The organism is Pseudomonas sp. LBUM1664 (assembly GCF_059695895.1).
In genome coordinates this window covers 162,380-176,494 of record NZ_CP166791.1, presented here as the reverse complement: position 1 = coordinate 176,494, position 14,115 = coordinate 162,380, and the positions used below count along the sequence as shown (strand labels likewise).

The window sequence follows — 14,115 nt, the reverse complement described above, 5'->3', positions numbered from 1 at the left end:
GGTTCGCCCTGCACTGACCACTGAAATCGAAAGGCAGGCCTATGCAGCGGCTGTATCGGAAACGCATCGTTCTGGGCGTCGGCGGCGGCATTGCCGCCTACAAGAGCGCCGAGCTGGTTCGCCGGCTCATCGACCAGGGTGCGGAAGTGCGGGTCGTCATGACCCGTGGCGGCAGTGAATTCATCACCCCGCTGACCATGCAGGCCCTGTCCGGGCACCCGGTTCACCTGGATTTGCTCGATCCGGCGGCCGAAGCCGCCATGGGGCATATCGAACTGGCCAAGTGGGCCGACCTGGTGCTGATCGCCCCGGCCACGGCTGACCTGATCGCCCGTTTGGCCCAGGGCATCGCCGACGACCTGCTGACGACGCTGGTACTCGCCACCGACGCCGTGGTCGCCATCGCACCGGCCATGAACCAGGCCATGTGGCGCGATCCGGCCACCCAAGCCAACCTGCAACTGCTCGAAAGCCGCGACCTGAAAGTCTTCGGTCCGGCCTCCGGCAGCCAGGCCTGCGGCGATGTCGGCATGGGTCGCATGCTCGAAGCCACGGAGCTTGCCCAGTGCGCCGCCGACTGCTTCCAGCGTCAGGCCTTGACCGGCAAACATGTGCTGATCACCGCCGGGCCGACCCAGGAAAACATCGACCCGGTGCGCTACATCACCAACCACAGCTCCGGGAAAATGGGCTTCGCCCTGGCCGAAGCCGCCGTGGAAGCCGGTGCCCGAGTGACACTGATCACCGGCCCCGTGCACTTGCCCACCCCGGATCGGGTGACCCGCATCGACGTGGTCAGTGCCCGGGACATGCTCGCGGCTTGCGAAGCGGCCATCCCATGCGACCTGTTCATCGCCTCGGCGGCGGTGGCGGACTACCGCCCCGAAGTCGTCGCCCCGCAAAAATTGAAGAAAGACCCTACAAGCGGCGACGGCCTGCTACTACAAATGGTGCGCAACCCAGACATCCTGGCCAGCATCGCCACCCGTCCCGACCGTCCGTTCAGTGTTGGCTTCGCCGCCGAAACCGAACACCTGCTCGATTACGCCGCGCGCAAGCTCAAGGACAAGAATCTGGACTTGATCGTCGCCAACGACGTTGCCAACCCGAGCATCGGCTTCAACAGCGAAGAAAACGCCTGCAGCGTCATCGACCGCCAGTTGCACGCCACACTTTTTGCCCAGACCAGCAAAGGCAAGATTGCCCGCCAGCTGATCACTTTTATCGCCGAACGTCTGAACCAGGTTTAATGCCCATGCACGCCTTACAAGCCAAGATCCTCGATTCGCGCATCGGTAACGAATTCCCGCTGCCGCAATACGCCACACCGGGCTCCGCCGGCCTCGACCTGCGGGCGATGCTCAAACAGGACACCGTCCTGGAGCCGGGCCAGACCCTGCTGATCCCTACCGGCCTGTCGGTGTACATCGGCGACCCGGGCCTGGCCGCGCTGATCCTACCGCGCTCGGGCCTGGGCCATAAACACGGCATCGTGCTAGGCAACCTGGTGGGTCTGATCGACTCCGATTACCAGGGCGAACTGATGGTGTCGTGCTGGAACCGCGGCCAAACGGCATTCAACATCGCCGTGGGCGAGCGCATCGCCCAGTTGGTGCTGGTGCCAGTGGTCCAGGCCCACTTCGAACTGGTAGAAGAGTTCGACGAAAGCCAGCGCGGCGCCGGCGGTTTCGGGCACTCCGGCAGCCACTGATCCTGCTATTTCAGGCCGGGTACCCTGCCCGGCCCGTATATTAAGCTTCTGTTTCAGGACGAAAAATGCACGAAGGCTGGCAGCAAAGTTTCCCATCCGGAATCAATGTATTAGGCGCCACAGCCGGGGTAACGCTGTCTCGTGGCATTTTCCCACCACGAACTCTCTGTCATAAATGCCGTCATACCCTTCAGCTTGAGCCTGCCGACACGAACCGTCGACCTGTCCAATCACTTCCTGATAGAGCGCCCGCCCATGAACACCCCAGCCGCAATCGCCCCGATCTTCCCTGACAGCATCTTCCGCGCCTACGACATCCGTGGCGTGGTACCGGAAACCCTCACCGCCGAAACCGCCTACTGGATCGGCCGCGCCATCGGCTCCCAGAGTCTGGCCCAGGGCGAACCGAACGTGTCCGTCGGCCGCGATGGCCGTTTGTCGGGCCCCGAACTGGTCGAACAGTTGATCAAAGGCGTTGCCGACAGCGGCTGCCACGTCAGCGACGTGGGCCTGGTGCCGACGCCAGCGCTGTATTACGCCGCCAACGTGCTGGCCGGAAAATCCGGCGTGATGCTCACCGGCAGCCACAACCCGTCGAACTACAACGGCTTCAAGATCGTCATTGCCGGCGACACCCTCGCCAACGAGCAGATCCAGGCCCTGCACACCCGCCTCAAGACCAACGACCTGAGCAGCGGCCAGGGCAGTGTCACCAAGGTGGCTATTCTCGAGCGCTACAACGATGAAATCGTTAAAGACGTGAAACTCGCCCGCCGCCTGAAAGTGGTGGTCGATTGCGGCAACGGTGCGGCCGGCGTGATCGCCCCGCAACTGATCGAAGCCCTGAACTGCGAAGTCATTCCGTTGTTCTGCGACGTGGACGGTAACTTCCCCAACCATCACCCGGACCCGGGCAAGCTGGAAAACCTGGAAGACCTGATCGCCAAGGTCAAGGAAACCAACGCTGACCTGGGCCTGGCTTTCGACGGCGACGGCGACCGCGTGGGGGTGGTAACCAATACCGGCAGCGTCGTGTTCCCCGACCGCCTGCTGATGCTGTTCGCCAAAGATGTGGTGGCACGCAACCCCGATGCTGAAATCATCTTCGACGTTAAGTGCACCCGTCGCCTGGTGCCGCTGATCAAGGAATATGGCGGTCGCCCCCTGATGTGGAAGACCGGTCATTCGTTGATCAAGAAGAAAATGAAGCAAAGCGGCGCCCTGCTGGCCGGCGAGATGAGCGGCCACATCTTCTTCAAGGAGCGCTGGTTCGGTTTCGACGACGGCATTTACAGTGCTGCGCGCCTGCTGGAAATCCTCAGCAAGGAAAAATCCACGGCCGAAGAGCTGTTCGCGACCTTCCCGAACGATATTTCTACGCCAGAAATCAATATCCATGTGACCGAAGAGAGCAAATTCAGCATCATTGATGCACTGCACGACGCTCAATGGGGCGAAGGTGCCGAACTGACCACCATCGACGGTGTACGGGTCGACTATCCCCATGGCTGGGGCCTGGTTCGCGCGTCCAACACCACACCGGTGCTGGTACTGCGTTTCGAGGCCGACAACGAGGCCGAACTGCAGCGCATCAAGGATGTGTTCCACACCCAACTCAAACGTGTTGCACCCGATCTCCAACTACCGTTTTGATTTTTTGAAGCATCACCGGAGCCCTGAATGACCCTCGAACGCGAAGCCGCCGCCAATACCGCCAAGGTCCTGTCCGAAGCGTTGCCTTATATCCGACGCTACGTCGGCAAGACCCTGGTGATCAAATACGGCGGCAACGCGATGGAAAGCGAGGAGCTGAAAACCGGCTTCGCCCGCGACATCGTGCTGATGAAGGCCGTGGGCATCAACCCGGTGGTGGTGCACGGCGGCGGCCCGCAGATCGGTGATCTGCTCAAGCGCCTGTCGATTGAAAGCCACTTTATCGATGGCATGCGCGTCACCGACGCGCAGACCATGGATGTGGTGGAAATGGTCCTCGGCGGCCAGGTCAACAAAGACATCGTCAACCTGATCAACCGCCATGGCGGCAGCGCCATCGGCCTGACGGGCAAAGATGCCGAGCTGATCCGGGCAAAAAAACTCACCGTCACCCGCCAGACGCCGGAGATGACCCAACCGGAAATCATCGACATCGGTCAGGTGGGCGAAGTGGTCGGCATCAACACCGACTTACTGAACCTGTTGGTCAAGGGCGACTTCATCCCGGTGATCGCGCCAATCGGCGTGGGCGCCAACGGTGAGTCGTACAACATCAACGCCGACCTCGTGGCCGGCAAAGTGGCCGAAGCACTGAAAGCTGAAAAGCTGATGCTGCTGACCAACATCGCCGGCCTGATGGACAAGACGGGCAAGGTTCTGACCGGACTGTCGACCCAGCAGGTCGATGAGCTGATCGCTGACGGCACCATCTACGGCGGCATGCTGCCCAAGATCCGTTGCGCACTGGAAGCAGTACAGGGCGGCGTCGGCAGCTCGCTGATCATCGACGGCCGGGTACCCAACGCGATTCTGCTGGAGATCTTCACCGATACCGGCGTGGGTACCTTGATCAGTAATCGCAAGCGTCCTTAAGCGATACCCATAAAAAAGACCCCGCTCAGCCAGACTGAGCGGGGTCTTTTTTTATGCACCGATTACCTGTGGGAGCGAGCAGGCTCGCTCCCACAAGGGAATGTGCAAATCTTTCAGACACCAAACTGCGCGCGATAAGCCTCAACCGCCGGCAAATGTTGCTTGAGCTGTGGATCGTCGGCCAAAAACTCCAGGACCTGGGTCAGCGAGACAATGCTGACCACCGGAATGCCAAAGTCGCGCTCCACTTCCTGGATCGCCGACAACTCGCCGTTGCCGCGCTCCTGACGGTTCAGGGCGATCAGTACGCCAGCCGCCTTGGCGCCTTCCTGGGAACCGATGATCTGCATCACTTCGCGAATAGCGGTGCCAGCGGTGATCACGTCGTCGATGATCAGCACTTCACCGGTCAGCGGCGCGCCCACCAGGCTGCCGCCTTCGCCATGGGCCTTGGCTTCCTTGCGGTTGAAACACCAGGGCAGGTCGCGGCCATGGTGTTCGGCCAGGGCGACAGCGGTGGTGGCGGCCAGCGGAATGCCTTTGTAGGCCGGGCCGAACAGCACGTCGAACGGGATACCGCTCTCGACGATGGCCGCCGCATAGAAACGGCCCAGCTGTGCCAGCGCAGTACCGGTGTTAAACAGGCCGGCATTGAAGAAGTACGGACTGGTACGCCCGGACTTGAGAGTGAACTCACCGAAGCGCAAAACGCCGCGATCGATGGCAAAACGAATGAAATCGCGCTGATACGCCTGCATGAAAAAAGCCCCAAATACCGCGGATTTAGCTAAATAGGTACACGCCGTGTATCATACACGCACGTGATTTTTGGGGCCATTTATGCGGATCATCAGTGTGAACGTCAATGGTATTCAGGCTGCAGTCGAGCGTGGTTTGCTCAGTTGGCTGCAAGCACAGAATGCCGACGTCATCTGCCTGCAGGACACCCGCGCCTCCGCCTTTGAACTGGACGATGCAGCCTTCCAACTGGATGGTTACTTCCTTTATGCCTGCGATGCCGAAGTCCCCGCCCAGGGTGGCGTGGCTTTGTACTCGCGGCTGCAACCGAAGGCTGTCATCAACGGTCTCGGTTTCGAGACGGCGGACCGCTACGGGCGCTACCTGCAAGCCGATTTCGACAAGGTCAGCATCGCGACCTTACTGCTCCCTTCGGGGCAGAACGGCGATGAAGATTTGAATCAGAAATTCAAGTTAATGGACGACTTCGCCCGTTATCTGGATAAACAGCGACGAAAACGTCGCGAGTACATCTATTGTGGCTCGCTGTACGTGGCGCAACAGAAGCTGGATATCAAGAACTGGCGCGACAGCCAACAATCTCCGGGTTTCCTGGCGCCGGAACGCGCCTGGATGGACGAGATTATTGGCAACATGGGTTATGTCGACGCCCTGCGCGAAGTCAGTCGTGAAGGCGACCAGTACAGCTGGTGGCCAGACAACGAACAGGCCGAGATGCTCAACCTGGGCTGGCGTTTCGACTACCAGCTGCTGACGCCCGGCCTGCGCCGTTTCGTACGCAGCGCACGCCTGCCACGCCAGCCACGGTTCTCGCAGCACGCGCCGCTGATCGTGGATTACGACTGGACACTGACTATTTGAGTGTCGTTTCGCAGCCACAAAAAAACCGACAGCCATGTCGGTTTTTTTGTGGGCGTTGGAAAAACCAACTGTGGGGGCGAGCTTGCTCGCTCCCACAGGGGTTACTCATTGATCGTTATTTGACCAAGCGCCAGGTAAACGGATAACGATACGGCTGCCCTTCATTGGCCTTCACCCCACCGATGATGGTCAGCACCAGCGCGCCGATGGCCACCAGGCCGAACAGGAAGAAGCCAATCACCACAACCATCAGCAGCAAGCTGATCGCCGAGGCAATCGCCACGGTGATCTGAAAGTTCAGCGCTTCCTTGCCCTGGGCATCGATGAACGGATCGGATTCGCGCTTGAGCTGCCAGAGCACCAACGGCCCGATCAGCGTACCGAACGGAATCCAGATCCCCAGCAAGGCGGACAGGTGACAAAACATCGCCCATTGACGCGCCTCCTTGCTGGGTTGGGGCAGTAGGATTTGCTCATCACTCATGACGTTCTCCTTGCCTGAAGCGCGAAACAATCAGTCAGCCAGTGCGGCCTTTTGCAGTTCGAAAATCTCGTTCATGCCTTTCTTCGCCAGTTCCAGCATAGCGTTCAAATCTTCAGGCTGGAACGGTGCGCCTTCGGCGGTGCCCTGGACTTCGATGAAGCCGCCGGCGCTGGTCATGACCACGTTCAGGTCGGTCTCGGCGGCGGAGTCTTCCAGGTAGTCCAGGTCCAGCACCGGCTCGCCCTGGTACATGCCCACGGACACCGCGGCGATCATTTGCTTGAGCGGATCGCCGCCCTTGAGACCGCCACGCTTCTTGATCACTTTCAAGGCATCGACCAGCGCGACCATGGCACCCGTGATGGACGCGGTGCGGGTGCCGCCGTCGGCCTGGATCACATCGCAATCGACATACAGCGTGACGTCGCCCAACTTGGACATGTCCAGCGCGGCGCGCAGCGAACGGCCAATCAGACGCTGGATTTCCAGGGTACGACCGCCCTGCTTGCCTCGGCTGGCCTCGCGCTGGTTCCGCTCGCCCGTGGCACGCGGCAGCATGCCGTATTCGGCGGTCAGCCAACCCTGGCCCTGGCCTTTGAGGAACCGTGGCACGCCGTTTTCGACGCTGACGGTGCAGATGACCTTGGTATCACCGAATTCGACCAGTACAGATCCCTCGGCGTGTTTGGTGTAGTTGCGGGTAATGCGGATCGAGCGAAGCTGATCGGCAGCGCGACCACTTGGACGTTTCATAGGGAACACCTGTACTGAGGACGGAAAACTGCCGAGCATTATAGAGCCGTGGACCGTCAGAAGGCAGTTCTAAAAAACCGACGCGACGAGCGAAGCCCCTCAAGGGCCCGGCCGACGGGCTGCAGCGCTTTGTCACATGCACGGTTTGGGGCATGCGCTTCACTGCGCTACAATCCTGCGCCTTTGCTGCCCTTGGGCTTTTATTCACAGACACCAGGCCCCACGACCACCGGTTGTGGCGGGCCTGCATTGCGAGGAACCTCCCATGGTGCACAGCATGACCGCCTTTGCCCGCGTTGAAAAAGCCGGGGTCCAAGGCACGCTGAGCTGGGAACTGCGCTCGGTCAACAGCCGTTACCTGGAGCCGCACCTGCGCCTGCCTGAATCCTTTCGCGACCTTGAAGGCGGCGTGCGCGAAGCGCTGCGTCAGGGTCTGTCCCGGGGCAAGCTGGAATGCACCCTGCGCTTCACCGAAGAAAGCACCGGCAAGGCATTGCAAGTGGACCGCGAGCGCGCCGCGCAACTGGTGGCCGCCGCCGAAACCGTTGCCAGCCTGATCCAGAACCCCGCCGCCCTGAACCCACTGGAAGTCCTGGCCTGGCCCGGCGTACTGGTGGGGGATGCGAGCGACCCGCAAGCGCTGAACGCCGAGGCGCTGGCGCTGTTCAATCAGGGACTCAAGGAGCTCAAGGCTGGCCGCGAGCGTGAAGGCGCGGAGCTGGCCCGGCTGATCAACGAGCGCCTGACCTCCATTGAAGAAGACGTCACGACCCTGCGCGAGCTGGTCCCGCAAATGCTCGCCACCCAGCGCCAGAAAGTGCTCGACCGCTTCGCCGACATGAAGGCCGAACTGGACCCGCAGCGCCTGGAACAGGAGATGGTCATGCTCGCGCAAAAGAGCGACGTGGCCGAAGAACTGGATCGCCTGAGCACCCACATCATCGAAGTTCGCCGGGTGCTCAAGTCCGGCGGTGCGGCCGGTCGCCGCCTGGACTTCCTGATGCAGGAACTCAACCGCGAAGCCAATACACTGGGCTCCAAAGCCTTCGACCCGCGCAGCACCCAGGCTGCGGTCAACCTCAAAGTGTTGATCGAGCAGATGCGCGAACAAGTGCAGAACATTGAGTAAGGCTAACCCGACATGACCCACAGCACCGGCACTCTCTACATCATTTCCGCGCCCTCGGGCGCCGGCAAGACCAGCCTGGTCAAGGCACTGATCGACGCCGAGCCGCAGATCCGCGTCTCGGTCTCGCACACCACCCGCGCCATGCGCCCGGGCGAGGTGAACGGCGTGAACTATCACTTCGTCGACCGCGAAGAGTTCGTGAAAATGGCCGAACACGGCGACTTCCTGGAGCGTGCCGAAGTCTTCGGCAACCTTTATGGCACTTCGCAAAGCTACCTGCAGCAGACCCTGGACGAAGGCCACGACCTGATCCTGGAAATCGACTGGCAAGGCGCCGACCAAGTGCGCCAGTTGATGCCCCAGGCCCGTTCGATCTTCATTCTGCCGCCGAGCCAGCAGGCCTTGCGCCAGCGCCTGACCAACCGCGGCCAGGACAGCGACGAAATCATCGAAGGGCGGATGCGCGAAGCAGTCAGCGAAATGAGCCACTACGTCGACTACGATTACCTGATCATCAACGACGATTTCGCCCACGCGCTGGACGATCTGAAGGCGATTTTCCGCGCCAGTCAGCTGCAGCAGAAACGCCAGCAGCAACGTTTCGGTAAATTATTGGCCGAACTGTTGGGCTGAACAGCCCTTCCCAAAACCGCTGCGACGGCTTTACATTGGCACTTACAGCGCGCCGAGGGGCTTGGTCAAAAAATCAGCGCTTCCCTAAACGCTGGTGTTTTTTTAAACTGTTGAGTCCGCTCGCCCAACCGGGCAGCGCGCATATTGCATTCGCTCCGAGGAATACCATGGCCCGCGTAACCGTTGAAGACTGCCTAGAACACGTGGAAAACCGCTTTGAGCTGGTCATGCTCTCTACCAAGCGTGCCCGTCAACTGGCCACCGGCGGCAAAGAGCCATTGGTCCAGTGGGAAAACGACAAGCCTACCGTCGTAGCGCTGCGTGAAATCGCTGAGGGCCTGATGAGCTACGAGTTCATCGCCAACGCTGAAATCGTCGAAGACGAACCGCTGTTCGCAGCGTTCGAGGACGAGTCCAACGAGGCGGTCTAAGCCTATGCCTGGTCGACGTAGCACGGCGCGGGGTCACAGCAAACGGCAGGAGTCATTATCATGCCGAGCATAGACGCCCTCGCCGATCGCTTATCGACCTACCTCGGCACGGACCAGGTCAATCTGGTCCGCCGAGCCTATTTCTACGCCGAACAAGCCCACGACGGCCAGCGCCGCCGCAGCGGCGAGGCGTACGTCACGCACCCGCTTGCAGTGGCGAATATTCTTGCCGACATGCACATGGACCATCAGAGCCTGATGGCGGCAATGCTGCATGACGTGATCGAAGACACCGGCATTGCCAAGGAAGCGCTGCAAGCGCAATTCGGCGAAACCGTGGCCGAACTGGTCGACGGGGTCAGCAAGCTGACCCAGATGAACTTCGAGACCAAGGCCGAAGCCCAGGCCGAAAACTTCCAGAAAATGGCCATGGCCATGGCGCGCGACATTCGCGTGATCCTGGTCAAGCTCGCCGACCGCCTGCACAACATGCGCACCCTGGAAGTGCTGTCCGGTGAAAAGCGCCGGCGAATCGCCAAGGAAACCCTGGAAATCTACGCGCCCATCGCCAATCGCCTGGGCATGCACGCGATCCGCATCGAGTTCGAAGACCTGGGCTTCAAGGCCATGCACCCGATGCGTTCGGCGCGGATCAACCAGGCCGTCAAGCGCGCCCGGGGCAACCGCAAGGAAATCGTCAACAAGATCGAAGAGTCCCTGAGCCACTGCCTGGCCATCGACGGCATCGAAGGCGAAGTCAGCGGTCGACAGAAACACCTCTACGGCATCTACAAAAAAATGCGCGGCAAACGTCGGGCCTTCAACGAGATCATGGACGTCTACGCGTTCCGGATCATCGTCGACAAGGTCGATACCTGCTACCGCGTACTGGGTGCCGTGCATAATTTGTACAAACCGTTGCCAGGGCGCTTCAAGGATTACATCGCGATTCCCAAGGCCAACGGCTATCAATCGCTGCACACCACCTTGTTCGGCATGCACGGCGTACCGATCGAAATCCAGATCCGCACCCGTGAAATGGAAGAGATGGCCAACAACGGCATCGCCGCCCATTGGCTCTACAAATCCAGCGGTGACGAACAACCCAAGAGCACCCATGCCCGGGCCCGGCAGTGGGTCAAGGGCGTGCTGGAAATGCAGCAGCGGGCCGGCAACTCCCTGGAATTCATTGAAAGCGTGAAGATCGACCTGTTCCCGGACGAGGTCTACGTCTTCACGCCAAAAGGCCGGATCATGGAGCTGCCCAAAGGCTCCACGGCCGTGGACTTTGCCTACGCGGTGCACACCGACGTCGGCAACAGCTGCATCGCATGCCGGATCAACCGCCGCCTGGCGCCGTTGTCCGAACCCCTGCAAAGCGGCTCCACGGTGGAAATCGTCAGCGCCCCTGGCGCCCGGCCGAACCCGGCGTGGCTCAACTTCGTGGTCACCGGCAAAGCCCGCACTCACATCCGCCACGCCTTGAAGCTGCAACGCCGCTCCGAATCCATCAGCCTCGGCGAACGCCTGCTGAACAAAGTACTGAACGGTTTCGACAGCTCGCTGGACAAGATCCCGGCCGAGCGCGTGCAGCTCATGCTCCACGAATACCGCCTCGAACTGATCGAAGACCTGCTCGAAGACATCGGCCTGGGCAATCGCATGGCCTATGTCGTCGCACGTCGCCTGCTTGGCGAAGGCGAACAACTGCCGAGCCCCGAAGGCCCGCTGGCGATTCGCGGCACCGAAGGCTTGGTGCTCAGCTATGCCAAGTGCTGTACGCCGATCCCGGGCGACCCGATCGTCGGCCACCTGTCCGCCGGCAAAGGGATGGTGGTGCACCTGGACAACTGCCGCAATATCAGCGAAATCCGCCATAACCCGGAAAAATGCATCCAGCTCTCCTGGGCCAAGGATGTCACCGGCGAATTCAACGTCGAGCTGCGGGTCGAGCTGGAACACCAGCGCGGCCTGATCGCCCTGCTGGCCAGCAGCGTCAACGCCGCCGACGGCAATATCGAAAAAATCAGCATGGACGAACGCGATGGCCGCATCAGCGTCGTCCAACTGGTGGTCAGCGTGCACGACCGTGTGCACCTGGCCCGCGTGATCAAAAAACTGCGCGCCCTGACCGGCGTCATCCGCATCACCCGCATGCGCGCATAGCTCCCAATAGAGCCCAGCCCCTTACAAGGAGTCATCAATGACCAAAACCGTTATCACCAGCGACAAGGCCCCGGCCGCCATAGGTACTTATTCCCAGGCGATCAAGGCCGGCAACACCGTGTACATGTCGGGCCAGATCCCGCTGGACCCGAAAACCATGGAGCTGGTCGAAGGCTTCGAAGCCCAGACCGTGCAGGTGTTCGAGAATCTCAAGGCCGTGGCCGAAGCGGCTGGTGGTTCGTTCAAGGATATCGTCAAGCTCAACATCTTCCTCACCGACCTGAGCCACTTCGCCAAGGTCAACGAGGTCATGGGCAAGTATTTCGACCAGCCTTACCCTGCTCGCGCCGCCATTGGCGTGGCGGCCCTGCCAAAGGGTGCGCAGGTCGAGATGGATGCCATCCTGGTCATCGAGTAATAAGGCCGGCGCAGCCTCCCCGCTGCGCCGTTTTCGTTTCCAAAGGATTCCACCATGCGCAAAGCGCTTGTTCTCTCGCTGGTTGCCCTGCTTCTGGGTGGCTGCGCCAGCAACCCTGCCGACCGAGACATCAGCGGCACCTGGATCAACCAAGCGGCCATCGACGCCGCCGCCAAGGGCGGCCCGCTTCGCGAGGCGCTGCAGGCCTATGGCCCGAACCTGGAATGGGACGTCAACACCCGGGCCGGTCAGGCACGCTACACCAACGGCTTTGAAAACGTCGAAGGCAAGTTGCTGGGCGAAAAAGACGGCGCGTGGAAAGTCGATTTCTACGGCAGCTCCGCCAGCGAACTCAAGCGCGACGGCGACCAGTTGAGCCAAGCCGCCACCGAGAACGAGCCGGAGCAGATGTTCCACCGCGCGCAGGTCCAGGTACCGGAAGGCGCGCCGATTGGCGCCAGTTTCGAGCGAGCACTGTATGCCGCTTACCTGGGGGGCACCTGGAACATCGTCAACGGCCCCGGCCAAGGCGCCAGCGTGCAATTCCAGCCTGACGGCCAGGTCACCGGCCTGCCGGGTGCCGATCGTTACGCCTTGTGCCTGGCGGGCGACTGCGCCTCCATGAGCGGCGGCAACGACAACATCTGGCTGCAACAGAACGGCCAGGGCAGCACCTGGATCTTCGCCCGCGATGGCAAGAAGCTGGAAATCTTCCAGACCGTCAACGCGGCGCTGGCCGATGAAATGCCTTCGTTCACGCCGGGTAACCGGCAGTGGTTGCTGCAAAAGCAGTAGCCCTGACGCAGACCCTATGTGGGAGCGAGCCTGCTCGCGATAGCGGTGCAACAGTCAACGCTGATGTTGGATGTTATGGCCTCATCGCGAGCAGGCTCGCTTCCACAGTTATTTTAGGGCGCCTGACAAGTCAGCAGCACCCTTCCAGAATCGCTGCATACCCCTCGCGAAAACTTCAGCGCTGGCCTTACATAATATTAATCGCCTAGCGCGCCACTGCCTGAGCCGGTACCTGGTCCGTCCACAGGCTCTGCGCCAATACATCCACAATCCGTTGTGCGGAACGCCCGTCTCCATAGGGCGACCCCTTGCTCACCATCGCTTCGTACGTTCGGCGACAATCGAGTAATGCCTGGGCCGCATCGACGATCCCCGCGGTGTTGGTACCCACGAGCTTGACCGCGCCCGTGGCGACAGCTTCCGGCCGTTCCGTTTCAGCGCGCAATACCAGTACCGGTTTGCCCAGCGCCGGGGCCTCCTCCTGCACGCCCCCCGAGTCACTGATGATCAGATAAGCGCGCTGCATGGCGGCCACGAACGAGGCGTAATCCAGCGGTTCACAAAGCTCAATGTGCGGGGTGTTGCCCAGCATCGTGTAGACGACCTCTCGAACGTGCGGGTTCGGGTGCACCGAGTAGAGCACCTGTATGTCAGGATTGCGCGCAACCAAAGTCAGCAGCGCGCGGCAGATCGAGACCAAGGGTTCACCAAAATTCTCGCGCCGATGCGCTGTCACCAGAATCAAGCGTTTGCCCCCATAGCCATGGTCAAGGCGGGTGACCGGGCTTCGTTCACACGTCATCAACAGCGCATCGATTACGGTGTTCCCCGTCAACGTTATGCTCGCTGCATCGACCCCCTCGACAAGCAGTTGATCGACGGCCGTTTGCGTGGGAGCGAAATGCCAGCGCGCAAGACGGCTGGTGATCAAACGATTAGCCTCCTCCGGAAACGGGTTTTCCAAGTCGAATGTCCGTAATCCGGCCTCCACGTGCCCAAAGGGTATACGCAGATAGAAGCTGGCCAAAGCGGCACTCATGACCGTAGTGGTATCGCCCTGGGCCAGGACGACATCGGGGTTCTCGCTACGTAGAACACCGTCCAGGCCTGAAAGCAGGCGGCTGGTAAGGCCGGCCAGCGTCTGGTCGGGCTGCATCGTGTCGAGATCGATGTCGGGTTGAATATCGAACTGGGCCAAGGCCTGGTCGAGTAGCCCGCGGTGTTGGGCGGTGACCACCACCTGGCAATCAAAATAGGGGTGTACTTTTAACAACTTGACGATGGGCGCCATCTTTATGACTTCCGGTCGCGTGCCGATCACACAGACTACTTTGTGTTTCATCGATATATCCCTATATGGCTCACTTCAGGCGACAAGACTTGGGGCAC

14 protein-coding genes and 1 pseudogene are annotated in these 14,115 nt (G+C 60.8%); 11 read left to right on the top strand and 4 right to left on the bottom strand.

What is annotated here, in order from left to right:
• Window positions 1-41: 41 nt before the first annotated feature.
• From coaBC to argB, 4 genes and pseudogenes are all read left to right on the top strand, one after another.
• Window positions 42-1,250 (top strand): bifunctional phosphopantothenoylcysteine decarboxylase/phosphopantothenate--cysteine ligase CoaBC, encoded by a 1,209-nt coding sequence (coaBC, locus tag ACA047_RS00785; protein ID WP_497355797.1) that lies wholly within the window; start codon window positions 42-44, stop codon window positions 1,248-1,250.
• Window positions 1,251-1,255: 5 nt separating this feature from the next.
• Window positions 1,256-1,711, top strand: a complete 456-nt coding sequence (gene dut, locus ACA047_RS00780; RefSeq protein WP_497355795.1) for a dUTP diphosphatase — start codon at window positions 1,256-1,258, stop codon at window positions 1,709-1,711.
• 237 nt (window positions 1,712-1,948) lie between these two features.
• Window positions 1,949-3,364, top strand: a pseudogene (locus ACA047_RS00775) (phosphomannomutase/phosphoglucomutase); the annotation flags it as partial.
• 27 nt (window positions 3,365-3,391) lie between these two features.
• On the top strand, window positions 3,392-4,297 hold the full coding sequence (gene argB, locus ACA047_RS00770) for an acetylglutamate kinase (protein WP_123426174.1): 906 nt from the start codon (window positions 3,392-3,394) through the stop codon (window positions 4,295-4,297).
• A 113-nt stretch (window positions 4,298-4,410) separates the two neighbouring features.
• On the opposite strand, the gene pyrE is transcribed toward argB, so the two are convergent.
• Window positions 4,411-5,055 (bottom strand): orotate phosphoribosyltransferase, encoded by a 645-nt coding sequence (pyrE, locus tag ACA047_RS00765; RefSeq protein ID WP_497355792.1) that lies wholly within the window; start codon window positions 5,053-5,055, stop codon window positions 4,411-4,413.
• 82 nt (window positions 5,056-5,137) lie between these two features.
• Between pyrE and crc the strand changes: the two genes are divergently transcribed.
• The gene (gene crc / locus ACA047_RS00760; RefSeq protein WP_013694557.1) at window positions 5,138-5,917 is read left to right on the top strand and encodes a catabolite repression control protein Crc; all 780 of its coding nucleotides are present in this window, start codon (window positions 5,138-5,140) and stop codon (window positions 5,915-5,917) included.
• Window positions 5,918-6,032: 115 nt separating this feature from the next.
• On the opposite strand, the gene ACA047_RS00755 is transcribed toward crc, so the two are convergent.
• Window positions 6,033-6,401 (bottom strand): DUF4870 domain-containing protein, encoded by a 369-nt coding sequence (locus ACA047_RS00755; protein ID WP_013694558.1) that lies wholly within the window; start codon window positions 6,399-6,401, stop codon window positions 6,033-6,035.
• Window positions 6,402-6,431: 30 nt separating this feature from the next.
• Window positions 6,432-7,154, bottom strand: coding sequence for a ribonuclease PH (gene rph, locus ACA047_RS00750; protein WP_060740056.1), 723 nt, complete (start codon window positions 7,152-7,154; stop codon window positions 6,432-6,434).
• Between the two features lie 265 nt (window positions 7,155-7,419).
• Here rph and ACA047_RS00745 point away from each other — a divergent pair, with 265 nt between their 5' ends.
• The 6 genes from ACA047_RS00745 to ACA047_RS00720 all read left to right on the top strand — a co-directional run bounded on the left by ACA047_RS00745 (window position 7,420) and on the right by ACA047_RS00720 (window position 12,726).
• Window positions 7,420-8,283 (top strand): YicC/YloC family endoribonuclease, encoded by an 864-nt coding sequence (locus tag ACA047_RS00745; protein WP_497355789.1) that lies wholly within the window; start codon window positions 7,420-7,422, stop codon window positions 8,281-8,283.
• Window positions 8,284-8,295: 12 nt separating this feature from the next.
• On the top strand, window positions 8,296-8,916 hold the full coding sequence (gene gmk, locus ACA047_RS00740) for a guanylate kinase (RefSeq protein WP_497355787.1): 621 nt from the start codon (window positions 8,296-8,298) through the stop codon (window positions 8,914-8,916).
• Window positions 8,917-9,083: 167 nt separating this feature from the next.
• Window positions 9,084-9,347, top strand: coding sequence for a DNA-directed RNA polymerase subunit omega (gene rpoZ / locus ACA047_RS00735; protein ID WP_003177259.1), 264 nt, complete (start codon window positions 9,084-9,086; stop codon window positions 9,345-9,347).
• 60 nt (window positions 9,348-9,407) lie between these two features.
• Window positions 9,408-11,513: a bifunctional GTP diphosphokinase/guanosine-3',5'-bis pyrophosphate 3'-pyrophosphohydrolase gene (gene spoT / locus ACA047_RS00730; RefSeq protein WP_497355784.1), complete on the top strand. Its 2,106-nt coding sequence runs from the start codon at window positions 9,408-9,410 to the stop codon at window positions 11,511-11,513.
• A gap of 37 nt (window positions 11,514-11,550) precedes the next feature.
• Window positions 11,551-11,931: a RidA family protein gene (locus tag ACA047_RS00725; protein WP_003206880.1), complete on the top strand. Its 381-nt coding sequence runs from the start codon at window positions 11,551-11,553 to the stop codon at window positions 11,929-11,931.
• A 54-nt stretch (window positions 11,932-11,985) separates the two neighbouring features.
• Window positions 11,986-12,726 carry a hypothetical protein gene (locus ACA047_RS00720; RefSeq protein ID WP_497355782.1) on the top strand — a complete coding sequence of 247 codons (741 nt, stop codon included), beginning with the start codon at window positions 11,986-11,988 and terminating at the stop codon, window positions 12,724-12,726.
• 205 nt (window positions 12,727-12,931) lie between these two features.
• Here the strand turns inward: ACA047_RS00720 and wecB are convergent, their stop codons facing one another.
• The gene (gene wecB, locus ACA047_RS00715; protein ID WP_497355780.1) at window positions 12,932-14,068 is read right to left on the bottom strand and encodes a non-hydrolyzing UDP-N-acetylglucosamine 2-epimerase; all 1,137 of its coding nucleotides are present in this window, start codon (window positions 14,066-14,068) and stop codon (window positions 12,932-12,934) included.
• Between the last annotated feature and the right edge of the window lie 47 nt (window positions 14,069-14,115).